Here is a 22,198-nt window from a genome sequence, read left to right as displayed (position 1 = left end):
CAGTGACCTGTTCATCCCGTGCACAAGGGCTCGCGAGAACATCGGTATCCATGCATGATCGACTATGCTTGAGCAGCGAAGGGAAACGGAAGTGGTTCGACACCCCATGGATATCAAGTTCACCAACCGGCTGTCCTACAAGCAAGCCCGGCTTACCGTGCTGGTCGGTTTCATTCTGGGCACGCTGCTCAGCCTGCTGCAAATAGGCATCGATTATGCCAGTGAAGACGCCTCCATCAACCGTGAAATAGTGTCCCTGCTGGAAATCAGCCATAACCCCGCTTCGCGCATTGCCTACAACATCGACGCCGAACTCGCCCAGGAACTGACCCTGGGCCTGCTGCGCTCGCCAGCGATCATCGCTGCGCAACTGACCGACAACAACGGTACGGTGCTGGCCAGTGTCAAGCGCCCGCCATCGCAGAGCGGCTATCGCGTCATCAGCGACTTCCTGTTCGGTGCCGCCCGAGCATTCGAAGACCGGCTGTATCTGGATCACTTGCCGAACGAATCCCTCGGCACCTTGCGCCTGGAGGTCGATACCTATTCTTTCGGCAACCGCTTCCTGCGACGGGCCGAAGTGACCTTGCTCAATGGCTTTGCCCGCAGCCTGATTCTGACCGGCATCCTGCTGGCGCTGTTCTACGTCATGCTGACCAAACCGCTGGTGCGGGTTATCCGCGAACTCAGCAGCCGCGATCCGCGCAGCGTCGAACCGACCTGGCTGGAGTACCCGAGCGGGCATGAAAACGATGAGATCGGCGTGCTGGTCAAGGTTGCCAATCAGCAGTTCGAGAACATTGCCACCGAAATCCAGCAGCGGCGCAACGCCGAAAACCGTCTGACCGATTACCTCGGGCAACTGGAAAACATCGTGTCGGCCCGCACCGCCGAACTCAAGGCGATCAACAACCGGCTCAGCCAGTCGAACCAGGAACTGGAAGTCGCGCGCAGCACCGCCCTGGACATGGCCGAGGCCCGCTCGGTATTCCTCGCCAACATGAGCCACGAGATCCGCACGCCCCTCAATGGTTTGCTGGGGATGATCGCGCTGTCCCTCGACGGCCCGCTCAATGCCGAGCAACAGCAACAGCTGTCCATCGCCCACGACTCGGGCAAAGTGCTGGTGGAGTTGCTCAACGATATTCTCGATCTGTCGAAATTCGACGCCGGTCAGCTCGAACTCGAACACATTCCGTTCGACCTCGGTTCGCTGATCGAGGACACCGCCAACCTGCTGTCGCAGAACGCGGCACCAAGCGTTGAACTGACGTGCCTGATCGAACCGACATTCCCCGCGCTCGTGCTCGGTGACCCGACCCGGGTCCGGCAGATCGTCAGCAACCTGTTGTCCAACGCCCTCAAATTCACCCGCTTCGGTCGGGTCGATGTGCGTCTGTCGACGTTTGAAGACGGCGTCAGAATCGAAGTCTGCGACACCGGCATCGGCATCGCCCAGGACGCTCAGGTCAAGATTTTCCAGCCGTTCACCCAGGCCGGTGCCGGCATTACCCGTCAATTTGGCGGCACCGGGCTGGGGCTGGCGCTGACTTACAACCTGTGCGAAGCCATGCAGGGGCGCCTCACCATCAGCTCGGAAGCGGGTTTCGGCAGCCAGTTCTGCGCCGATCTGCCGCTGCCGTGCCACACCCGCGCCTTCGCCCCGGCCACGTTGCGCGGCAGGGTGATCGCCATCACCGCCGCCACCAGCGGCCTCGCGGAACTGTTGAAGAATCTGTTACCGGGTTGGGGGCTCGACTATCAGCAGCGTTCGATCGATGACGCGATGAGCGGCCTGAAGCCCGACGTGGTCATCACCGATTGTCCGGAATGCCTGTTTCACCTGCGCCCGCTGTGTGCCGCACCGATTCTGCTGGTGACCGCTTACGGCAGTTTCATGCCCAGCGAACAGGCCAGCGCCCTGGCGCCGTTACAACAACAGGCCCGACCACTGGCGCGCAATGCGTTGTACCAGACACTGCGGCGAGTGTTGCAGCCGGAAATCAACACCATCAATGATGCACGACTGGAGGCGCTCACTCCCCAGCGGCGCGGACGGGTGCTGTTGGTGGAGGACAATCCGGTCAATCAATTGGTGGCCAAGGGCATGCTCGGAAAACTCGGCTGCGAGGTGACTGTCGCCGCTCACGGCGGCGAGGCCCTGGATCAGCTGGAGCAAAGCGAGTTCGATCTGGTGCTGATGGACTGCAACATGCCGGTGATGGACGGCTACGAAGCCAGTCGGCAAATCCGTCGCAGCGGGCGCTGGCCGCAATTGCCCATCGTCGCCCTGACCGCCAACGCCATGTCCGAAGAACGCGAACGCTGCCGTGCGGCGGGCATGAGCGATTACCTGGCCAAACCTTTCCGTCGGGAAGAACTGGCCGCCCTGCTGGACGTATGGATGCCTGCTACGACAGTGCCTTGATCTGCCCCAACAAGTGATCAAGCCCCTCGCGCAGATCACTCAAGCGATCCAGATCGACACCGCTGTCACACAACAGTCGGGCCTTGAGCGGACCGACCTGATCGCGCAACGCCTTGCCCGTTGGCGACAGGCTCAGGTGCACTTCACGCTCATCCCGCGCTGAACGCTGGCGCTGCACCAGTTGCAGTTGCTCAAGACGCTTGAGCAGCGGCGTCAACGTGCCGGAATCCAGCGCCAGGCGCTGGCCCAACGCCTTGACCGTCGGCTGCTCCGGTGCCGCCTCCTGCCACTCCCACAAGACCAGCATCGCCAAGTATTGCGGGTACGTCAGGCCGAGTTGATCGAGCATCGGCTTGTAAGCGCGGATCACCGCTCGGGAGGCGGCGTACAGCTTGAAGCAGAGCTGACTGTCGAGCTTCAGGGAATCGACGGACAAGGTGTTCATTTGAGCAGGGCTTCGATCTCGCGGCTCAGGTCCTGCGGTTTGGTCGCCGGTGCGAAGCGCTTGACCAATTGGCCGTCCTTGCCGATCAGAAACTTGGTGAAGTTCCATTTGATGCCCTGAGACCCCAGAACACCCGGCGCACGTTTTTTCAGCTGCACGAACAGCGGATGGGCGCCGGCACCGTTGACGTCGATCTTTTTGAACAACGGAAAGCTGACACCGAAGTTCAGTTCACAGAACTCGGAAATCGCGCCTTCATTGCCCGGCTCCTGCTTGCCGAACTGGTTGCACGGGAAGCCGAGCACCACCAGCCCTTGATCCTTGTAGGTCTGCCACAGTTCTTCCAGGCCTTTGTACTGCGGGGTGAAACCGCATTTACTCGCGGTGTTGACCACCAAAACGGCTTTACCGGCGTAATCCGCCAGGGTCTTTTGCTCACCCTTGATGGTGGTGCAAGGGATGCTCAGCAGGTTGTCGCTCATGATTTGGACTCTGGAATGAAAGAAGATGAGGCAAACATAGCGAGCAATTGAATTGCGTGCAATTTAATTAATCGATCTTTCATCACGCAGCACAAATTGCAGGAGCCGGCTTGCCGGCTCCTGCAGAGGATCGAGGTGATTTTACTCGCGTGGCACCAGGTCCAGGCACACCGAGTTGATGCAATACCGCAGGCCAGTGGGCGGCGGGCCATCCGGGAACACATGCCCCAGGTGCGCATCGCATTTGGCGCAGACCACTTCGGTGCGGATCATGCCGTGGCTGACATCTCGAATCTCGGTCATGGCGTTGTCGCCGATCGGCGCATAGAAACTCGGCCAGCCGCAGCCGGAATCAAACTTTGTTTTTGAGTCGAACAGCGGCTCTTTGCAGCAGATACAGTGGTAAACACCGTCGACCTTGCTGTCGTTGTACTTGCCGGAGAACGGCCGTTCGGTGCCCTTGAGGCGGCAAACGTTGTATTGCTCCGGATCAAGCATCGCCCGCCATTCTTCCAGGGTTTTTTCCAACTTTTCCATCATCACACCTCAGCAGCTGAAAAAGCCCGATCTGTACCTTTTCCACGGATCGGACGGCACGTATGATTGCGCCTCGTCAAACGCCAGTCTGGCAGCCAGACCACGCGCATTCAAACGGATTTATGGGTGCTGCCTCTCAAGGCGTCAGGCCTGTGTGAATACGCAGGATTCCCAGTACGGTAGTTCTTACACCGCCTGGATCGTTCATTTTCGGGAACACATCGCCATGCAGGTCAGCAAATCGAACAAGCTCGCCAACGTCTGCTACGACATTCGCGGCCCAGTGCTCAAGCACGCCAAACGCCTGGAGGAGGAAGGCCATCGCATCCTCAAGCTGAACATCGGCAACCCGGCGCCTTTTGGTTTCGAAGCGCCGGATGAAATCCTCCAGGACGTGATCCGCAACCTGCCGACCGCTCAGGGATACAGCGATTCCAAAGGCCTGTTCAGTGCGCGTAAGGCCGTCATGCAGTACTACCAGCAAAAGCAGGTAGAAGGCGTCGGCATTGAAGACATTTACCTGGGCAATGGCGTTTCCGAGCTGATCGTGATGTCGATGCAAGCGCTGCTCAACAACGGCGACGAAGTGTTGGTCCCGGCTCCCGACTATCCGCTGTGGACCGCTGCCGTGAGCCTGTCGGGCGGCAATCCGGTGCATTACCTGTGCGATGAGCAGGCCAACTGGTGGCCGGACCTGGCCGACATCAAGGCCAAGATCACCCCGAATACCAAAGCACTGGTGATCATCAACCCGAACAACCCGACCGGCGCGGTGTATTCGAAAGAAGTCCTGCTGGGCATGCTGGAACTGGCCCGCCAGCACAACCTGGTGGTGTTTTCCGACGAGATCTACGACAAAATTCTTTACGACGATGCCGTGCACATCTGCACCGCATCCCTGGCCCCGGACCTGCTGTGCCTGACCTTCAACGGCCTGTCCAAGTCCTATCGCGTGGCCGGTTTCCGTTCCGGCTGGATTGCTATTTCCGGGCCGAAACACCATGCGCAAAGCTACATCGAAGGCATCGACATGCTGGCCAACATGCGCCTGTGTGCCAACGTGCCGAGCCAGCACGCGATCCAGACGGCCCTCGGCGGTTATCAGAGCATCAACGATCTGATACTGCCGCAAGGTCGCCTGCTGGAACAACGCAACCGTACCTGGGAATTGCTCAATGACATTCCCGGTGTGAGCTGCGTCAAGCCGATGGGTGCACTGTATGCGTTCCCGCGCATCGACCCGAAAGTCTGCCCGATCCACAACGACGAAAAATTCGTGCTCGACCTGCTGTTGTCGGAAAAGCTGCTGGTGGTTCAAGGCACCGCGTTCAACTGGCCATGGCCGGACCACTTCCGCGTCGTGACCCTGCCGCGCGTCGACGACCTGGACATGGCCATCGGACGAATCGGCAACTTCCTCAAATCCTATCGCCAGTAATCGGTCTGGCCCCGTGCGACTTTTCTGCGAAAGTCGCACGAGGATTAATTCAGCAACATATCTTTAAGCCTCGCCGGGCATCCTCACTGCAATCGCTGACCGGTAGCAAGCTTTGCGACCGCGTCCAACAATGACGGGGGCTGCGAGGCGAATCGGCTGACAAACACTTCCCCCTCCCACGTCGGAAATGCCCTTCAAGCGGCTAGACTGTTGCTGTAGGACACAGTTTGAAATAGTCACCCGGTTGAATAGCCCGTTGCAGCACCTTATATACCCCGCAGTACGCTACATCTTTAGCAAAAGGAGATTTCTACAACCATGATGCGCATCCTGCTGTTTTTGGCCACTAACCTGGCGGTCGTGCTGATTGCCAGCATCACCCTGAGCCTTTTCGGCTTCAACGGGTTCATGGCGGCCAATGGGGTTGACCTCAACCTCAATCAGCTGCTGATTTTCTGTGCGGTCTTTGGTTTCGCCGGTTCCCTGTTCTCGCTGTTCATCTCCAAGTGGATGGCGAAGATGAGCACCAGCACCCAGATCATTACCCAGCCGCGCACACGTCACGAGCAATGGCTGCTGCAAACGGTCGAGCAACTGTCTCGCGAAGCCGGGATCAAGATGCCGGAAGTCGGGATTTTCCCGGCCTACGAGGCGAACGCCTTCGCCACTGGCTGGAACAAGAACGACGCGCTGGTCGCGGTCAGCCAGGGCTTGCTCGAGCGATTCTCGCCGGATGAAGTAAAAGCCGTTCTGGCCCACGAAATCGGCCACGTGGCCAATGGCGACATGGTGACTCTCGCGCTGATCCAGGGCGTGGTGAACACCTTCGTCATGTTCTTCGCGCGGATCATCGGCAACTTTGTCGACAAAGTGATCTTCAAGAACGAAGAAGGCCAGGGCATCGCCTACTACATCGCGACCATTTTCGCCGAACTGGTGCTGGGTATCCTGGCCAGCTCCATCGTCATGTGGTTCTCGCGCAAACGCGAGTTCCGTGCCGATGAAGCCGGTGCACGCCTGGCAGGCACCAACGCGATGATTGGCGCCCTGCAACGCCTGCGTGCTGAACAAGGGCTGCCGGTGCACATGCCCGATACCCTGAACGCTTTCGGCATCAACGGTGGCATCAAACAGGGGTTCGCCCGCATGTTCATGAGCCACCCGCCGCTGGAAGAGCGCATCGACGCGTTGCGTCGTCGGGGCTGAGAGGTTCCGCACTAAAGAAAAGGCCCGCAGCGATGCGGGCCTTTTTTGTCTGTCTGAATTGTGTGGTGCTTACTCTGACCTCATCGTCGGAACGCCGCCCGGACCAAGCCCGCGATGAGGTCAGTACAAACAACACACGTTTATCGGCTGGAAACCCGATAAACCCGCTCCTCAAGTCGCGTTACGCCGCTCTCGATAAACTTCCAGCTCTCACCCAGGACATCCTGGTCTTCCAGAATCTTCAGCGACCACACCGCGCCGAACAACCGTTGCACTTCATCATCAAGCACGGCAAACGGCGGCCCGTCTTTTTGCGCCTGGTCGTAATCCAGCGTGATCAAAAGCCCCAAAGAGTCTTTCGGCAGAATCCGGATCAGGTGAGCCGCATATTGCTCTCGCATCTTCGGTGGCAAGGCAATCAACGCTGCGCGGTCGTACAAAGCGCTGCAATCGGCAACATCCCCGGCAGTCAAGGCGAAGAAATCACCACACCAGATCTCGATCGAACCCGCCCGATACACCGTAAAAGGCCCTTGATCGCTGACATCCGGGTCAAATTGGTGCTCGTGGAAAAAGTCTTCCACTGCTTTTTCCGACAACTCGACACCCAACACTTCGTGACCGCATTTCGCCAGCCATAGCAAATCCAGGCTTTTCCCACATAACGGCACCAGTACGCGCGCCCCTTCCTCCAGGCCCAACTGAGGCCAGTACCGTTGCAAATATGGATTCACTTCCGGCAGATGAAAGCCGATCTGATTCGACGTCCACCGCTTGTGCCAAAACTCCGGCTGCATAAATAACCCCGAAAATTCGATCAAAACACCCTAAAACTTATATTAGATTTAGATCAATGATCTGACTGAAGATAGGGCCATCTTACTCTCAGGAGCTCATTCATGTTTCCCAGCCTTTACATCTCTCATGGCTCACCGATGCTGGCACTGGAACCCGGCGCCAGCGGGCCGGCCCTCGCACGCCTGGCGGCTGCATTGCCGAAGCCCCGGGCCATCGTGATTGTTTCCGCGCATTGGGAAAGTAATGAATTGCTGGTCAGCGGCAACCCACAGCCTGAAACCTGGCATGACTTCGGCGGCTTTCCAAAAGCGTTGTTCGAGGTGCAATACCCTGCGCCCGGCGATCCACAATTGGCGACAGAGGTTGTCGAGTTGCTCAAGCGCAGTGACCTGCCCGCCCGCATCGACAGCAAACGGCCTTTCGACCATGGCGTCTGGGTGCCGTTGTCGTTGATGTATCCGCAGGCCGATATCCCGGTGGTGCAAGTCTCGCTGCCCACACACGGCGGTCCTGCGCTGCAAACCCGCGTCGGCCAAGCCCTTGGAAGCTTGCGCGAACACGGTGTGCTGTTGATTGGCTCGGGCAGCATCACCCACAACCTGCGCGAACTGGACTGGCACGCTGGCCCGGAAAGCGTCGAACCGTGGGCGAAGGTGTTTCGCGACTGGATGATCGAGAAACTTGAAGCCAACGACGAAGCCGCCCTCCACGACTATCGTCAGCAAGCACCGAACGCCGTGCGCAACCACCCGAGCGATGAACATTTGTTGCCGTTGTACTTTGCCCGCGGTGCCGGCGGGTCATTCAGCATCATTCACCAGGGATTCACCATGGGCGCCCTGGGCATGGACATTTATCGCTTCGGCTGATGAAAAAACCGAGACCTGCGGCCGCCCGACTCAGACCACATCAACGCCGACATGAATCGCATCATGTCGCCAGAACTCCAGGTCACAATCGATCAGCCGCTCATGCTGATCGTAATTGACCCGGGCAATGCGCAATCCCGGGCTCCCGACCGACACCCGTAACGCCGCCGACGCATCCACCGACAACGCTGTCGGCACGATCTCGAAACGCACCCGCCCGTAGTGCAAATCGTAATGCCGCGCGTACAGCTCGGTGATCGACTGATTCAGATCAAACTCGAGAATCCCCGGGAAATACTGCGGATTGAGGTAGTGCTCCACATACAACACCAGCCGCTCGTCAATTCGCCGAGCGCGGCAGATCTGAATCACGCTCGACAACGCCGGCAACTGCAACCAGGCACAGACCGCCGCCGACGCCGGTTGCAAGCGTGCCGAAATCACCTCCGTGGACGGCACCCGCCCCTGAGCGCTGACCATCGCGTGGAAGTGGCTGCGTTGCATCAGGTTGTAAGCCAGGCGCGGTGGCGACACGAACCAGCCCCGCCGCTCTTCGCGATAAATCTGCCCTTGGGCTTCCAACTGAAGCAACGCTTCACGCACGGTAATGCGCGTGGTACCAAACAACTCACTGAGCTTGCGCTCCGCCGGCAACTTGCTGCCGGGTGCCAACAGGCCGTGGTCGAGCTGCTCCTGAAGAACCTGCCCGATGGCTGTCACCGCTTTGGTTGTCTCGATGCGCATCAACGTTACCTATCTGGACTAGACCAGCACTGTTTCGGAGCGAAACCGTCCTTTGAAACGGCTCCGTCAACTGTCTGCAAGCCTAGGCACTGCAGATGACTGACAGATGACAAAGGCGCCGAACGGTTCCGTCAGGTGCCTGCAATATCATGGCCAAGTCCTTTTATATCAGCTCGTTAGCCATGGTCTACGCTTATCCCGAAGCCTGAGCGTTGTTGCACAAAAAATAGAGGAGGACCGCTGGTCGACATCAAAATGTCATCAGAGGCGCCTAGATTGGCTCAGGTATTGCTGACCTAGACCAACACCACCGCAATCGCAGCGTTGAAAACGCCCAAAGGAGCTTCGGATGAAAAAGCTTTTCCTGGCATCACTGTTAGGCTCGACCATTGCCATGTGCACCGCCGCCATGGCGGCTGATGATTTGAAAACCCTGGAAGCCGCGGCGAAAGCGGAAGGTGCCGTCAACAGTGTCGGCATGCCCGACAACTGGGCCAACTGGAAAGGCACCTGGGATGACCTCGCCAAGAACTACGGCCTGAAACACATCGACACCGACATGAGCTCGGCCCAGGAAATCGCCAAGTTCAAAGCTGAAAAAGACAACGCCACGGCCGACATCGGCGACGTCGGAGCAGCGTTCGGTCCGATTGCGGTCAAGCAAGACGTTGTCCAGCCTTACAAGCCAAGCACTTGGGATCAGATTCCGAGCTGGGCTAAAGACAAGGACGGCAACTGGGCGCTGGCCTACACCGGCACCATCGCCTTCATCATCAACAACAAGCTGCTGCATGGTTCGGATGCCCCGACCAAATGGGCTGATCTGAAGACCGGTAAATACAAGGTTTCCATCGGTGACGTCAGCACCGCCGCACAAGCCGCCAACGGCGTCCTGGCGGCAGCCCTTGCCAACGGTGGCGATGAGAAGAACCTTCAGCCGGCGCTGTTGCTGTTCGCCGACATCGCCAAGCAAGGCCGCCTGTCCATGGCCAACCCGACGATTGCCACCATGGAAAAGGGTGAGATCGAAGTCGGTGTGGTCTGGGACTTCAACGGCCTGAGCTACAAGGCCAAGATGGCTAATCCGGATGACTACACCGTGCTGATTCCTTCCGACGGCTCGGTGATTTCCGGTTACACCACCATCATCAACAAATACGCCAAGCACCCGAACGCCGCCAAACTGGCCCGCGAATACATCTTCAGCGACGCCGGCCAGATCAACCTGGCGCGCGGCAACGCTCGTCCGATCCGTGCCGAACACCTGACATTGCCAGCCGATGTTCAGGCTCAGTTGCTGCCTAACGAGCAGTACAAAGGCGTGACCCCGATCAAGGACGCGGACGCGTGGGAAAAGACTTCCAAGGCCCTTCCTCAGAAGTGGAACGAAGAAGTCATCGTCGAAATGAAGTAACACCCGTGTAGGAGCCGGCTTGCTGGCGATGCATCACCGCGGTGCTCTGATGAACCGCGGTGCCTTGATCGCCAGCAAGCCGGCTCCTGCAGATTTTGTCGATCCATCTGTTTCGCGGAGTTCCGCCCCTATGAAGCACAACGTCATCCTTGTCGTGCTCGACGGCCTCAGTTACGAAGTTGCGCGCCACGCCATGGGGCACCTGCAGGCGTATGTTGGCGCAAGACGCGCGGCGCTCTACAAACTGGAGTGCGAACTGCCGGCCCTGTCCCGCCCGCTGTATGAATGCATCCTGACCGGCGTCACGCCGATCGACAGTGGCATCGTCCACAACAACGTCTCGCGCCTGTCCAATCAGCGCAGCATCTATCACTACGCGACTGACGCCGGACTGAAAACCGCCGCTGCGGCCTATCACTGGGTCAGTGAGCTGTATAACCGCTCGCCGTTCGTGCCCGCCCGGGACCGTCACACCGACGCCCCCGAATTGCCGATCCAGCACGGACATTTCTACTGGAACGACCATTACCCGGATTCGCACCTGTTCGCCGACGCGGAAAACCTGCGCCTGCGCCATGCGCCGAATTTCCTGCTGGTGCACCCCATGAATATCGACGACGCCGGACACAAGCACGGCCTCGACACACCGCAATACCGCAACAGCGCCCGCTCGGCGGACATCATCCTCGCCGACTACCTGCAAGGCTGGCTCGACGCCGGTTACCAGGTGCTGGTGACCGCTGACCACGGCATGAACAACGACCGCTCCCACAACGGCCTGTTGCCAGAGGAGCGCGAAGTTCCATTGTTCGTGTTCGGCGACGCCTTCAGCTTCAACGCCAGCGCCGCACCGAAACAAACCGAAATCTGCGGCACTGTCTGCGAACTGCTGGGCGTGACCCACGACAAACCAGTGTGCCGGGAGCTGCTCAAGTGAATGCCATGACTCGCGGCAAATGGCTGGCGGCCTTGTGCCTGGTGCCCTTCGCGCTGTTCTTTATCGTGTTCGAGATCGCCCCGCTGGTATGGGTGATGATCAACAGCCTGCAATCGGAAGAGTTCGGCTGGGGCCTGGCCAACTTCACCCGGATCTTCAATTCGAAGTTCTATCTGCAGGCGATCCAGTACAGCCTCGAGATCAGTTTCTGGTCCAGTGTGTTCGGGATCATCATCGCCGTACTCGGCGCCTACTCCCTGCGCCGGGTCGACTCGAAGCTGCGCAACTTCGTCAACGCCTTCGCCAACATGACCAGCAATTTCTCCGGCGTCCCGTTGGCTTTCGCGTTCATCATCCTGCTGGGTTTCAACGGCAGCATAACCATCATGCTCAAGCAGGCCGGGATCATTGAGGACTTCAACCTGTACTCGAAAACCGGGCTGATCATTCTCTACACCTACTTCCAGATTCCCCTGGGCGTGCTGCTGCTCTACCCGGCCTTCGACGCCCTGCGCGAAGACTGGCGTGAGTCCGCCGAACTGCTCGGCGCCAACAGCTGGCAATTCTGGCGACACATCGGTTTGCCGGTGCTGACGCCTGCGCTGCTCGGCACGTTCGTGATCCTGCTGGCCAACGCCCTCGGCGCCTACGCCACGGTGTATGCCCTGACCACCGGCAACTTCAACGTGCTGACGATCCGTATTGCAGCGATGGTCTCCGGCGACATTTCCCTGGACCCGAACCTGGCCAGTGCCCTGGCCGTGGTGCTGGTGGCGTTGATGACCCTGGTGACCGTCGTGCATCAGCTGCTGTTGAAGAGGAGCTACCATGTCTCGCGCTGAATTGGGCCCCGCCGGTGTGTATCACCGCGTCGTGGTGTACCTGCTGTTTGCCATTCTGTTGCTGCCGCTGGTCGGCACGTTTATCTACTCGATTTCCAGCAGTTGGTCGGCAACCATTCTGCCCAGCGGTTTCAGCATCAAATGGTACGTAGAGCTGTGGAGCGATCCGCGTTTCCTGAGTGCTTTCGGCCAATCGCTGCTCGTCTGCGTCGGCTCGCTGATCCTGGCAGTGGTGCTGATTCTGCCGCTGCTGTTCGTGGTGCATTACCACTTCCCGAAACTCGACGCGTGGATGAACATCCTGATCCTGCTGCCGTTCGCGGTGCCGCCGGTGGTGTCATCGGTGGGGTTGTTGCAGCTCTACGGGTCGGGGCCGCTCGCGATGGTCGGCACGCCCTGGATTCTGATCGGCTGCTATTTCACCGTGGCGCTGCCGTTCATGTACCGGGCAATCACCAATAACCTGCAAGCCATCAACCTGCACGACCTGATGGACGCCGCTCAACTCCTCGGCGCCAGCACCTGGCAAGCTGCGTTCCTGGTCGTACTGCCGAACCTGCGCAAGGGCTTGATGGTGGCGTTGCTGCTGTCGTTCTCGTTCCTGTTCGGAGAGTTCGTATTCGCCAATATCCTTGTCGGTACCCGTTACGAAACCCTGCAGGTCTACCTCAACAACATGCGTAACAGCAGCGGCCACTTCACCAGTGCGGTGGTGATTTCCTACTTCCTCTTTGTGCTGGTTCTGACCTGGGCGGCCAATATCTTGAACAAGGACAAAAGCGAATGAGCTATGTCAGCGTCCAACACTTACAGAAAAACTACGCGGGCACCACGGTGTTCAGCGACATCAACTGCGAAATCCGCAAGGGTGAATTCGTCACCCTCCTCGGCCCGTCCGGCTGCGGTAAATCGACGCTGCTGCGCTGCATCGCCGGGCTGACGTCGGTAGATGGCGGCAAGATCCTGCTCGATGGCCACGATCTCGTACCGCTGAGCCCGCAGAAGCGCGGCATCGGCATGGTCTTCCAGAGTTATGCGCTGTTCCCCAACATGACCGTGGAGCAGAACGTCGCCTTCGGTTTGCGCATGCAGAAGGTCAACAGCGACGACAGCCAGAAGCGCGTCGCCGAAGTGTTGCAACTGGTGGAACTCAACGATTTCGCTGCGCGCTATCCGCATCAACTGTCCGGCGGTCAATGTCAGCGTGTCGCCCTCGCCCGCTCATTGGTGACTCGTCCACGTCTGTTGTTGCTGGACGAACCGCTGTCGGCCCTCGATGCGCGGATTCGCAAGCACTTGCGCGAACAGATCCGTCAGATCCAGCGCGAACTCGGCCTGACTACGATCTTCGTCACACACGATCAGGAAGAAGCCCTGACCATGTCTGACCGGATTTTCCTGATGAATCAAGGAAAAATCGTACAGAGCGGCGACGCCGAAACCCTGTACACCGCGCCCGTGGATGTTTTTGCCGCCGGCTTCATCGGCAACTACAACCTGCTGGACGCCGACAGCGCCACGAAACTGCTGCAACGACCAATCACCCATCGCCTGGCGATTCGCCCGGAAGCCATCGAACTGAGCCTGAATGGCGAGCTAGACGCTCAAGTGCGCAGCCATAGCCTGCTTGGCAACGTGATTCGCTACCGGGTTGAAGCTCGCGGCGTGGAATTGGTGGTGGATGTGCTCAACCGCTCGGCGGCCGATCTGCACCCCGATGGTCAGCGCTTGGCGCTTTCCATCGATCCGTCGGCCCTGTGTGAGGTAGCCTGATGACTTTGCTGATGTTGAAGAGAGAACTGCACTGATGGCCCTGGCAATTTTTGATCTGGACGAAACCCTGATCCACGGCGACTGCGCCACCCTCTGGAGCGAACAGATGGGCCGGCTGGGCTGGGTCGATCCCGAGTCGTTCATGCGTCAGAACAACGAATTGATGGACGCTTACAGCCACGGCAAGCTGCGCATGGAGGACTACATGACCTTCAGCCTCGAGCCGATGATCGGACGCACGCCGGAAGAGGTCGACCATCTGGTGGGCCCGTGGGTGGAAGACTTCATCGAACCGATCATCTTCAGCGACGCCACCAAAGCCATCGCCGCGCACCGCAAGGCGGGCGACCGGATTCTGGTGATTTCGGCGTCGGGTACGCACCTGGTCAGGCCGATTGCCGACCGTTTGGGCATCGACGAGATTCTCGGCATCGAGCTGGAAGTGTTGCATGGGGTTTATAGCGGCCACACCGTCGGCACGCTGACCTACCGTGAAGGCAAGATCACGCGCTTGCTGGAGTGGCTGGATGCGGAAGAAGAAAACCTGGAGGGCGCGAGTTTCTACTCGGATTCACGCAACGATTTGCCGCTGCTGCTGAAGGTAGATTTCCCACACGTGGTGAACCCTGATCCGGTACTGCTCGAGCACGCCGAAAAAGCCGGCTGGCCGATCCATAGCTGGAAGTAACGCAGATCCGGTGGGAGCGGACTTGTCCGCGATTCAGGCGACGCGGTATGTCTGTGATAGCTGCGTCATCGTTCATCGCGGGCAAGCCCGCTCCCACAGGTTCGGTGTTGTCAAGTAAGGCTTTCGTCGATCACCAACACCAACTTCCCCGCCACCTTGTTCGTCGCCAACTCGGCAAACGCCGCTTCGGCATCCTTGATCGGGAAGGTCTTCGCCAACTGCGGGCTCAACCGCCCTTCGGCAAATAACGGCCAGACATGCTGGCTCAGATCACTGAACAGATCCGCCTTGAACTGATCGTCCCGGTTGCGCAAGGTCGAACCCAGCAACTGCGCACGTTTGGCCAGTACCTGCGCCAGATCCAGTTTTGCCTCACGGCCGCCCATCAAGCCGATCAGCACCCAACGGCCATCACGGGCCAGCAGCTTCAGATTCAGTGCAGCGTAGTTGCCGCCGACCGGGTCGAGAATCACATCGAACGGACCCAGGTCGCTCAAGCTTTCAAGTTCGTCGGTGCGTACCACGCCACCCTGGGCACCCAGCGCTTCGCAGTAAGCCAGCCGCTCGGCAGAACCGACGCTGACCCAGCACGGGTTGCCAAACGCCTTGCACAGCTGAATGGCAGCTGAACCGATTCCACTTGCTCCGGCGTGCAGAAGAACTTTCTCACCCGGCTTGAGCGCGGCCAATTGAAACAAATTCAGCCAAACGGTCGCATAGACTTCGGGTAGCGCTGCCGCCTCTACCAGGGACAATCCTTCGGGCACCGGTAGAACATGCCGTCCGTCGACAACCACCTCTTCGGCCATCCCGCCCCCGGCCAGCAAGGCACAGACCCGATCACCGACCTGCCACGACGAGCCAGGGCCGACCTCGCTGATCACCCCGGAACACTCCAGACCCAGTACCTGACTGGCCCCCGGCGGTGGCGGATAAAGTCCCGCCTTCTGTAACAAATCGGCGCGATTGAGGCCCGCTGCCGCTACCCGAATGCGAACTTGCCCTACATCACATGTAGGACTGGGCTCTTCAAGCCACTCCACTTGACCTTCCACGCCTTGCAATGCTTTCACAGTGCCTCCATAGTGAGTCTGGACTGAGCCCGTAGCTGTAGCTCCGGGCTTTCTTGCATTATGTGACCGGCCCTTTGTGGAACCGGCGACTTCAAAGACGGCCTAATATGCGTGATCAATTGTCCCCGCGTCGAATCAGCATGAAGCATCTGTTCCCCAGCACCGCCCTCGCCCTATTTATTGGTATCGGCCTGCTGCCGATGTCGAGCAATACGTTCGCAGCCAATAGCTGGGACAAGCTTCAGCCAGATCGTGACGAAGTGATCGCCAGTCTGAATGTCGTCGAGTTGCTCAAGCGTCACCATTACAGCAAGCCGCCGCTCGACGACGCGCGCTCTGTAATCATCTACGACAGCTACCTCAAGCTGCTGGATCCGTCGCGCAGCTACTTCATGGCCAGCGACATTGCCGAATTCGACAAGTGGAAAACCCAGTTCGACGACTTCCTCAAAAGCGGCGACCTCAATGCCGGTTTCACCATCTACAAGCGCTACCTGGACCGCGTAAAAACGCGTCTGGACTTTGCCCTTGCAGAGCTGAACAAGGGCGTCGACAAGATCGACTTCACCGCCAAGGAAACCTTGCTGATAGACCGCAAGGACGCTCCTTGGCTCAAGTCCACCGCAGAGCTCGACGACCTGTGGCGCAAACGCGTCAAGGATGAAGTACTGCGGATGAAGATTGCGGGCAAAGAACCCAAGCAGATTCAGGAAACGCTGACCAAGCGCTACAAGAATCAGCTCGCTCGCCTGGACCAGACCCGCGCGGAAGACATCTTCCAGGCGTACATCAACACCTTCGCCATGTCCTACGACCCGCACACCAACTATCTGTCGCCGGATAATGCGGAAAACTTCGACATCAACATGAGCCTGTCCCTCGAAGGCATTGGCGCTGTGTTGCAGAGCGATAACGACCAGGTGAAAGTTGTGCGCCTGGTGCCTGCCGGCCCTGCCGACAAGACCAAGCAGGTCGCACCGGCCGACAAGATCATCGGCGTTGCCCAGGGCAACAAAGAGATGGTCGACGTGGTTGGCTGGCGCCTGGACGAAGTGGTCAAGCTGATCCGTGGCCCGAAAGGCACCGTGGTGCGCCTGGAGGTCATCCCGGCCAGCAATGCGCCGAACGACCAGACCACCAAGATCGTGCCGATCACCCGCGAAGCGGTGAAGCTTGAAGATCAGGCAGTGAAGAAGTCGGTTCTCAACCTGAAACAGGACGGCAAGGACTACAAGCTCGGCGTCATCGAGATCCCGGCCTTCTACCTCGACTTCAAGGCCTTCCGTGCCGGCGATCCGGACTACAAGAGCACCACGCGCGACGTCAAGAAACTGTTGACCGAGTTGCAGAAAGACAAGGTCGACGGCGTGGTCATCGACCTGCGCAACAACGGCGGCGGTTCCTTGCAGGAAGCCACCGAGCTGACCAGTCTGTTCATTGACAAGGGGCCGACCGTACTCGTGCGTAACGCCGATGGCCGGGTCGATGTGCTCGAAGATGAAAACCCGGGCGCGTTCTACAAAGGCCCGATGGCGTTGCTCGTCAACCGCTTGTCCGCCTCGGCCTCGGAGATTTTTGCCGGCGCCATGCAGGACTACCACCGCGCGCTGATCATTGGCGGCCAGACCTTCGGCAAAGGCACCGTGCAGACCATTCAGCCGCTGAACCATGGCGAACTGAAACTGACCCTGGCCAAGTTCTACCGGGTTTCCGGGCAGAGCACCCAGCATCAGGGCGTACTGCCGGACATCGATTACCCGTCGATCATTGACACCAAGGAAATTGGCGAGAGTGCCTTGCCGGAAGCCATGCCGTGGGACACCATCCGCGCGGCCATCAAGCCTGCGATCGATCCGTTCAAACCGTACATTGCGCAGCTCAAGTCCGAGCATGACGTACGTTCGACCAAGGATGCGGAGTTCGTGTTCATCCGCGACAAATTGGCCCTGGCGCAGAAACTGATGACAGAAAAAACCGTCAGCCTCAATGAAGCTGAACGTCGTGCGCAACACAGCGATATCGAAGCCAAGCAACTGGCGATGGAAAACATCCGTCGCAAAGCCAAAGGCGAAGAACCGCTCAAAGAGCTGAAAAAAGAAGACGAAGATGCCCTGGCGGCCGAGCCGGACAAGACCAAACCAGAAGACGATGCCTACCTGAGCGAAACCGGTCGCATTCTGTTGGACTACCTGAAACTCAACACCGCAGTCGCCAAGCACTGAGTGGTGACGTGCAAGATGATGGCAATTTAATGCTGACTCTTCCTTAGCGTCATCAAACAGTCATCATTCTGTCGTGAAATAAAGGACTGAGAGCTTTGGCTCTCAGTCCTTTTTTTTTTCGCCAGAGATTGCCATGACCACTACCGAACAGCTGAGTGCATTGAGTTCAATACTGACTCAAAGCGGTTTGCACAGCCTGTTCCAGCCAATCATTTCGCTCTCTGAACGACGCATTGTCGGATACGAAGCGCTCAGCCGCGGCCCCTCCAACAGCCCGCTGCACTCGCCTATCGCCTTGTTCGCCGTCGCCCGCCAGGCTGGCCGTTTGAACGAGCTGGAAATTGCCTGCCGTGAGAGCGCTTGCCGGCGCTTCAATGAACAAAAGCTGCCGGGCAAACTCTTTCTCAACGTGTCACCGGAATCGCTGCTTGAAGCGGCTCATCAACCGGGTCGCACCCTGCAACTGCTGCAGGATTTCGGCATACCGCCCAGCCAGGTGGTCATCGAACTGACAGAACAGACGCCGACCGACGATTTCCAGCTGTTGCAAAATGCGCTGCATCACTATCGGGCGATGGGATTTTCCATTGCCCTGGATGATTTGGGCGCCGGTTATTCGAGCCTGCGCCTGTGGTCTGAGCTGCGACCTGACTATGTAAAGATCGATCGACACTTCATCGACGGTATCCATCAGGATGCACTCAAGCGCGAATTTGTAGGCTCCATCATGCAAATCGCCAAAGCCTCTCGGGCACAAGTGATTGCAGAAGGTATCGAGCTGCCGGAGGAACTCGCGGTGTTGACCGATATGGGCGTTGATCTGGTTCAGGGTTACTTGCTCTGCCGTCCTCAAGAACATCCGCCAAGGGATGCGCGAAACCTGATGCCCAAACAGGACAGTTCCGCTGTGGCGCTGAACGACGAAGGCAGCGACCTCAGCGCTCTTTTGATCGATCAGCCAGCGGTCGCGCGCAATACGCCGACTGCCACGGTACTGGAAGCTTTCCGTCGCCAAGCCAACCTCAACTCGCTGGCTGTGCTTGATGAACAAGGCCACCCCTGTGGCATTGTCCATCGGCATTCGCTGTCGGACGCCCTGCTCAAACCCTTTGCCACCGACCTGTTCGCCCGCAAGCCCATCAGCCGCTTGATGAACGATGACTTTCTCGCCGTCGAAATGAGCCAGTCGCTGCAACAGGTCAGCCGGCTGATCACCAGCCGCGCACGACAACGCATTGAAGAGGACTTCATCATTACCCTGAACGGCGGGTATCTGGGGTTGGGCCGGGTGATCGACGTTCTGAAGCTGATTACCGAACTGAAGATCCAGCAGGCCCGCTACGCCAACCCGCTGACCCTGCTGCCGGGCAATGTACCGATCCAGCAATGCCTGACGCGCCTGCTGCAACAGCAACGGGAATCGGTGATCTGCTACGTGGACATCGACAGTTTCAAACCCTTCAACGACATCTACGGCTACGGCCGCGGGGACGAAGTCCTGCTGTGCCTGGCGCAATGTCTGAATGATCGCGTCGACCCGTCCCGCGACTTCGTCGGCCATATCGGCGGTGATGACTTTCTGCTGGTGCTCGGCCCCGAAGACTGGCGCAAACGCCTGACCCAGTTGCTCGACGATTTCCAAAGTCAGTGCCGACGCTTCTACCGCGCCGAACACCTGGAAGCCGGCTGCTTCATCGCCCCGAACCGCCAGGGTGTGCGGCAGGAATTTCCGTTGTTATCGCTGTCGATTGGTGTGGTGCATTTGCATCCACAGGCCTGCGGACAACTCGATGCGAGCCAGTTGGCGGAGATGGCGTCGCAGGCCAAACATCACGCGAAAAATGTGCCGGGGTATAGCGTGCATGTGATTGATAGTTTGGCGGTGCCAGCTAGCGAAGAGGCGTTATTAACCGGGCAGCGCTGATAATCACAAAAAAGATCGCAGCCTTCGGCAGCTCAGATATACGCGATTCCCCTGTAGCTGCCGAACGCTCTGATCTTTTGATCTTGGTGGCGAGGGAGCTTGCTCCCTCGCCACAACAGCGATCGGCGCTACTCCGAACGCCGCGCTTTCAATCGCCGCCCCAACACATCCAGCACATCACACCCATCCCGCAACGGAATGGCGCAGAGCAAGGCGAAATCACTGAGGATGAACGACTGACATTCGATCGAGCCGCGCATCGACAGGTTTTCCATGACTTGGGTGACGGCGCGGATTCGATAGCTGGCCGCGTCGTACAAAACATCAAGCGGTGCGCGGGTATCGACGAACAGCGTGGGCATGTCGTCGCAGTTGCTGGTGAGCGCCATGAAGCGGTTTTCGGGGGGTGGGGCTGGCTTTTCGTAGGGTGGGTCGGGGTGAAGAGTTGTCATCAGTCAGATTCCTAACGTATGAATTGGACCGCCAACAATCACTTCCACGCAATGGGTGGCGGCTGTACGCAGGTGTGGAAGACCGAGACGTTAGGCACTCGGCGCACTCGAAAGCGCCCCGCGCACAGCCACCATAAATCACAGACGATAAAAAACGCCGAACTGGTGGCGCTTGACGCGCCTAACGATAGAAGGGCTTCCACACCCTGTCACTGAATTTGCAGTGACCGCTAGAGACTATCGATGTGGCCCGATGCGCACCAGTTCATGGAAACCGCTACAACTTGAAGGAAACTTCCGACGACCTTGCCCAGAAATTTCGCAGCCTGTAAGACCGCCTTCGCGGGCAAGCCTTGCTCCTACAGAATGGAGGCATTCCGCCAAAATTTTGGGCACGACTCCAACCCTGTAGGAACGAGCCTGCTCGCGAATTGAGCGCGAAGCGGTCATAAATCTATCTGTCTCAGAGATAACAAGTCTTACCAGGTTGATTGATCTTCAAGACTGGCCTTGTGGAGGTCGTCCTTCCACTGAATAGTCGCCAAGCGAAAGATGTCTTCGAAAAATAACCGTGGACAATTCATCTCGTCCCAACCATCGGGGAGAGACGAATACTCTTCAGGATCATGTTCAAGCAATGCCTGAAAATCGTAATTCTTGTCCTGAAGGCTCTCCTCTAAACATTTATAAAGCAAATATCTGTGACGATAGGATCGCTTGTTGGTTAGGCAGTACTTCAGTATTAACTCCTCCCGATCTATTGGATTATTAGGGTCGTATCTCTCAAGCTCTTCTCCGAGGGTCTCCTCACGATCATATATATCGAAACATCCTAAAAAATATGAAGGTGTCGGAATATATGGCTGCTCAGTTCCAGGATCAATAAGCATCGTATTACCTACTTTGGATATAGCGTGAAAGGCACGCCAAATTTATCAAATTTCATTTCAAACCCATTAAGTTCAACGAGTTTCGGGTTTTGTTTCGACTTTGAATTCGGCTTATACCCTTCCCCTGCGCCGGGGAGCTCCATCCGAACAATGTCATTATCTCTATTATCCTTTCCTGTAAAACGAGGTAGTCCTTGTTCAGTTCTCGTGGTTCCGAGGATATAAGCCTTATGCATCAGTTCCCAGCTGTAAAATCGAGAACTGGGGTTACCTATTTTATTTTTAGGAGTTCTACCAGTTATGGGATCCGTACCATCAATAGCTCGCTGCTTCCATTTGGCATCTGGTACCGCTGGACTATGTTTCCCCACCATATGCATGCCCTGGCTTTTATCCAACCGTCTAATTTCGTTCTCGGAAAGCTCCGCAGCACTTAACTTAGGCCTCGGTAACTCAGGCTCACCCTCATCAACCTTAGCGCCAGATGCATCATCCGGCGCCCTACACCCAAGCTTATCCGGCGGCGGACAATTCCCGCTCAACCCCAACGGATCAACCCACCCCGTCGGATTCAGCGCATACCGATACTGATTCAGCCCACCCGCCAGCTTCACCGGATCCGGCGTCAGGTACCGCCCCACCTCCGGATCATAGTACCGATGCCGGTTGTAATGCAGGCCGCTCTCGTTGTCGAAGTATTGGCCTTGGAATCGAAGCGGTTGGTCGAGTTGCTCCCCCCCGCCAAACGCCAGATGCGTAACTTTGCCGTAGGCGTTGTACTTCGCCGACCAGACAATTTCGCCGCCGTAATCCGTCAGTTCCTGCGGTGTGCCGAGGTGGTCGAGTTGGTAGTAAAACGGGCAGGCCTTGCGCGGGCCTTTGCCGTCGAGCATGGCGAGGGGGCGGAAGGTGCCGGGTTCGTAGACGTAGCTGCGGTAATGCTCGCGGCTGCTTTCGGCGACGAGGTTGTCGCCCTGCCAGAAGAATTCGGTGGTGTGGTCGTCGACGGTTTTGGCGATGCGGCGGCCGAAGGCAT

Annotated in this window: 21 protein-coding genes; 12 read left to right on the top strand and 9 right to left on the bottom strand. The window is 58.1% G+C overall.

What is annotated here, in order from left to right:
* The first annotated feature begins 106 nt into the window (after nucleotides 1–106).
* Nucleotides 107–2,428, top strand: coding sequence for a response regulator (locus tag F8N43_RS27675; RefSeq protein WP_150632228.1), 2,322 nt, complete (start codon nucleotides 107–109; stop codon nucleotides 2,426–2,428).
* Here the strand turns inward: F8N43_RS27675 and F8N43_RS27670 are convergent.
* The 3 genes from F8N43_RS27670 to msrB all read right to left on the bottom strand — a co-directional run bounded on the left by F8N43_RS27670 (nucleotide 2,412) and on the right by msrB (nucleotide 3,892).
* Nucleotides 2,412–2,873, bottom strand: coding sequence for a MarR family winged helix-turn-helix transcriptional regulator (locus tag F8N43_RS27670; protein ID WP_150632229.1), 462 nt, complete (start codon nucleotides 2,871–2,873; stop codon nucleotides 2,412–2,414). The two genes, F8N43_RS27675 and F8N43_RS27670, sit on opposite strands and share 17 nt — an antisense overlap.
* A complete protein-coding gene (locus F8N43_RS27665) occupies nucleotides 2,870–3,355 on the bottom strand; it encodes a glutathione peroxidase (protein ID WP_150635967.1) in 486 nt (161 codons plus the stop codon). The genes F8N43_RS27670 and F8N43_RS27665 overlap by 4 nt, the downstream gene beginning before the upstream one ends.
* A gap of 141 nt (nucleotides 3,356–3,496) precedes the next feature.
* Complete coding sequence (msrB, locus tag F8N43_RS27660) at nucleotides 3,497–3,892, bottom strand: peptide-methionine (R)-S-oxide reductase MsrB (RefSeq protein WP_150632231.1); 396 nt, start codon at nucleotides 3,890–3,892, stop codon at nucleotides 3,497–3,499.
* A gap of 226 nt (nucleotides 3,893–4,118) precedes the next feature.
* Here msrB and F8N43_RS27655 point away from each other — a divergent pair, with 226 nt between their 5' ends.
* Nucleotides 4,119–5,330, top strand: coding sequence for a pyridoxal phosphate-dependent aminotransferase (locus tag F8N43_RS27655; RefSeq protein ID WP_150636425.1), 1,212 nt, complete (start codon nucleotides 4,119–4,121; stop codon nucleotides 5,328–5,330).
* Nucleotides 5,331–5,648: 318 nt separating this feature from the next.
* Nucleotides 5,649–6,536 (top strand): protease HtpX, encoded by an 888-nt coding sequence (gene htpX / locus F8N43_RS27650; RefSeq protein ID WP_008030365.1) that lies wholly within the window; start codon nucleotides 5,649–5,651, stop codon nucleotides 6,534–6,536.
* A gap of 140 nt (nucleotides 6,537–6,676) precedes the next feature.
* Here the strand turns inward: htpX and F8N43_RS27645 are convergent, their stop codons facing one another.
* A complete protein-coding gene (locus F8N43_RS27645; RefSeq protein ID WP_150632232.1) occupies nucleotides 6,677–7,333 on the bottom strand; it encodes a thiopurine S-methyltransferase in 657 nt (218 codons plus the stop codon).
* A gap of 102 nt (nucleotides 7,334–7,435) precedes the next feature.
* Here F8N43_RS27645 and F8N43_RS27640 point away from each other — a divergent pair, with 102 nt between their 5' ends.
* On the top strand, nucleotides 7,436–8,203 hold the full coding sequence (locus F8N43_RS27640) for a DODA-type extradiol aromatic ring-opening family dioxygenase (protein WP_150635969.1): 768 nt from the start codon (nucleotides 7,436–7,438) through the stop codon (nucleotides 8,201–8,203).
* A gap of 30 nt (nucleotides 8,204–8,233) precedes the next feature.
* Here the strand turns inward: F8N43_RS27640 and F8N43_RS27635 are convergent, their stop codons facing one another.
* Nucleotides 8,234–8,947, bottom strand: a complete 714-nt coding sequence (locus F8N43_RS27635; protein WP_150632234.1) for a UTRA domain-containing protein — start codon at nucleotides 8,945–8,947, stop codon at nucleotides 8,234–8,236.
* A gap of 349 nt (nucleotides 8,948–9,296) precedes the next feature.
* Between F8N43_RS27635 and F8N43_RS27630 the strand changes: the two genes are divergently transcribed.
* From F8N43_RS27630 to F8N43_RS27605, 6 genes are all read left to right on the top strand, one after another.
* Nucleotides 9,297–10,361: an ABC transporter substrate-binding protein gene (locus tag F8N43_RS27630; RefSeq protein ID WP_150632235.1), complete on the top strand. Its 1,065-nt coding sequence runs from the start codon at nucleotides 9,297–9,299 to the stop codon at nucleotides 10,359–10,361.
* 130 nt (nucleotides 10,362–10,491) lie between these two features.
* Nucleotides 10,492–11,298 carry an alkaline phosphatase family protein gene (locus tag F8N43_RS27625; RefSeq protein WP_150654634.1) on the top strand — a complete coding sequence of 269 codons (807 nt, stop codon included), beginning with the start codon at nucleotides 10,492–10,494 and terminating at the stop codon, nucleotides 11,296–11,298.
* A 5-nt stretch (nucleotides 11,299–11,303) separates the two neighbouring features.
* Complete coding sequence (locus F8N43_RS27620) at nucleotides 11,304–12,140, top strand: ABC transporter permease (protein WP_191623702.1); 837 nt, start codon at nucleotides 11,304–11,306, stop codon at nucleotides 12,138–12,140.
* On the top strand, nucleotides 12,127–12,927 hold the full coding sequence (locus F8N43_RS27615; protein WP_150632238.1) for an ABC transporter permease: 801 nt from the start codon (nucleotides 12,127–12,129) through the stop codon (nucleotides 12,925–12,927). Before F8N43_RS27620 ends, F8N43_RS27615 begins: the two co-directional genes overlap by 14 nt.
* Nucleotides 12,924–13,913 carry an ABC transporter ATP-binding protein gene (locus F8N43_RS27610; RefSeq protein WP_150632239.1) on the top strand — a complete coding sequence of 330 codons (990 nt, stop codon included), beginning with the start codon at nucleotides 12,924–12,926 and terminating at the stop codon, nucleotides 13,911–13,913. Before F8N43_RS27615 ends, F8N43_RS27610 begins: the two co-directional genes overlap by 4 nt.
* Nucleotides 13,914–13,947: 34 nt before the next feature.
* Nucleotides 13,948–14,601, top strand: a complete 654-nt coding sequence (locus tag F8N43_RS27605) for an HAD family hydrolase (protein WP_150632240.1) — start codon at nucleotides 13,948–13,950, stop codon at nucleotides 14,599–14,601.
* Nucleotides 14,602–14,711: 110 nt separating this feature from the next.
* Here the strand turns inward: F8N43_RS27605 and F8N43_RS27600 are convergent, their stop codons facing one another.
* Complete coding sequence (locus F8N43_RS27600) at nucleotides 14,712–15,674, bottom strand: zinc-binding dehydrogenase (protein ID WP_150635973.1); 963 nt, start codon at nucleotides 15,672–15,674, stop codon at nucleotides 14,712–14,714.
* Between the two features lie 140 nt (nucleotides 15,675–15,814).
* On the opposite strand from F8N43_RS27600, the gene F8N43_RS27595 reads away from it, so the two are divergent.
* Together F8N43_RS27595 and F8N43_RS27590 are read left to right on the top strand one after the other, a co-directional pair.
* Entirely contained in the window at nucleotides 15,815–17,896 is a 2,082-nt protein-coding gene (locus F8N43_RS27595) for a carboxy terminal-processing peptidase (protein WP_191623703.1), read from the top strand.
* A 133-nt stretch (nucleotides 17,897–18,029) separates the two neighbouring features.
* Nucleotides 18,030–19,820, top strand: coding sequence for a bifunctional diguanylate cyclase/phosphodiesterase (locus tag F8N43_RS27590; protein ID WP_150632243.1), 1,791 nt, complete (start codon nucleotides 18,030–18,032; stop codon nucleotides 19,818–19,820).
* 128 nt (nucleotides 19,821–19,948) lie between these two features.
* Here the strand turns inward: F8N43_RS27590 and F8N43_RS27585 are convergent, their stop codons facing one another.
* The 3 genes from F8N43_RS27585 to F8N43_RS27575 form a co-directional block, all read right to left on the bottom strand.
* Nucleotides 19,949–20,272, bottom strand: a complete 324-nt coding sequence (locus tag F8N43_RS27585) for a hypothetical protein (protein WP_150654633.1) — start codon at nucleotides 20,270–20,272, stop codon at nucleotides 19,949–19,951.
* 479 nt (nucleotides 20,273–20,751) lie between these two features.
* Nucleotides 20,752–21,162 (bottom strand): hypothetical protein, encoded by a 411-nt coding sequence (locus F8N43_RS27580; RefSeq protein WP_150654632.1) that lies wholly within the window; start codon nucleotides 21,160–21,162, stop codon nucleotides 20,752–20,754.
* An 8-nt stretch (nucleotides 21,163–21,170) separates the two neighbouring features.
* A partial coding sequence (locus tag F8N43_RS27575) for an RHS repeat domain-containing protein (RefSeq protein ID WP_191630160.1) occupies nucleotides 21,171–22,198 on the bottom strand: 1,028 nt, incomplete at its 5' end.

Origin of the sequence: Pseudomonas fluorescens (genome assembly GCF_902498065.1) — a bacterium.
Lineage (GTDB): Bacteria > Pseudomonadota > Gammaproteobacteria > Pseudomonadales > Pseudomonadaceae > Aquipseudomonas > Aquipseudomonas fluorescens_BJ.
This window is presented reverse-complemented; position numbering and strand designations above follow the sequence as displayed.

What these genes read in the sequence shown, in the direction of transcription:
- F8N43_RS27585 (WP_150654633.1), bottom strand. Translation starts at nt 20,272, where the DNA reads ATGACAACTCTTCACCCCGACCCACCCTACGAAAAGCCAGCCCCACCC.
- msrB (WP_150632231.1), bottom strand. Translation starts at nt 3,892, where the DNA reads ATGGAAAAGTTGGAAAAAACCCTGGAAGAATGGCGGGCGATGCTTGAT.
- F8N43_RS27665 (WP_150635967.1), bottom strand. Translation starts at nt 3,355, where the DNA reads ATGAGCGACAACCTGCTGAGCATCCCTTGCACCACCATCAAGGGTGAG.
- F8N43_RS27675 (WP_150632228.1), top strand. Translation starts at nt 107, where the DNA reads ATGGATATCAAGTTCACCAACCGGCTGTCCTACAAGCAAGCCCGGCTT.
- F8N43_RS27630 (WP_150632235.1), top strand. Translation starts at nt 9,297, where the DNA reads ATGAAAAAGCTTTTCCTGGCATCACTGTTAGGCTCGACCATTGCCATG.
- F8N43_RS27590 (WP_150632243.1), top strand. Translation starts at nt 18,030, where the DNA reads ATGACCACTACCGAACAGCTGAGTGCATTGAGTTCAATACTGACTCAA.
- F8N43_RS27605 (WP_150632240.1), top strand. Translation starts at nt 13,948, where the DNA reads ATGGCCCTGGCAATTTTTGATCTGGACGAAACCCTGATCCACGGCGAC.
- F8N43_RS27655 (WP_150636425.1), top strand. Translation starts at nt 4,119, where the DNA reads ATGCAGGTCAGCAAATCGAACAAGCTCGCCAACGTCTGCTACGACATT.
- F8N43_RS27635 (WP_150632234.1), bottom strand. Translation starts at nt 8,947, where the DNA reads ATGCGCATCGAGACAACCAAAGCGGTGACAGCCATCGGGCAGGTTCTT.
- F8N43_RS27645 (WP_150632232.1), bottom strand. Translation starts at nt 7,333, where the DNA reads ATGCAGCCGGAGTTTTGGCACAAGCGGTGGACGTCGAATCAGATCGGC.
- F8N43_RS27595 (WP_191623703.1), top strand. Translation starts at nt 15,815, where the DNA reads ATGAAGCATCTGTTCCCCAGCACCGCCCTCGCCCTATTTATTGGTATC.
- htpX (WP_008030365.1), top strand. Translation starts at nt 5,649, where the DNA reads ATGATGCGCATCCTGCTGTTTTTGGCCACTAACCTGGCGGTCGTGCTG.
- F8N43_RS27615 (WP_150632238.1), top strand. Translation starts at nt 12,127, where the DNA reads ATGTCTCGCGCTGAATTGGGCCCCGCCGGTGTGTATCACCGCGTCGTG.
- F8N43_RS27620 (WP_191623702.1), top strand. Translation starts at nt 11,304, where the DNA reads ATGACTCGCGGCAAATGGCTGGCGGCCTTGTGCCTGGTGCCCTTCGCG.
- F8N43_RS27670 (WP_150632229.1), bottom strand. Translation starts at nt 2,873, where the DNA reads ATGAACACCTTGTCCGTCGATTCCCTGAAGCTCGACAGTCAGCTCTGC.
- F8N43_RS27610 (WP_150632239.1), top strand. Translation starts at nt 12,924, where the DNA reads ATGAGCTATGTCAGCGTCCAACACTTACAGAAAAACTACGCGGGCACC.
- F8N43_RS27580 (WP_150654632.1), bottom strand. Translation starts at nt 21,162, where the DNA reads ATGCTTATTGATCCTGGAACTGAGCAGCCATATATTCCGACACCTTCA.
- F8N43_RS27640 (WP_150635969.1), top strand. Translation starts at nt 7,436, where the DNA reads ATGTTTCCCAGCCTTTACATCTCTCATGGCTCACCGATGCTGGCACTG.
- F8N43_RS27625 (WP_150654634.1), top strand. Translation starts at nt 10,492, where the DNA reads ATGAAGCACAACGTCATCCTTGTCGTGCTCGACGGCCTCAGTTACGAA.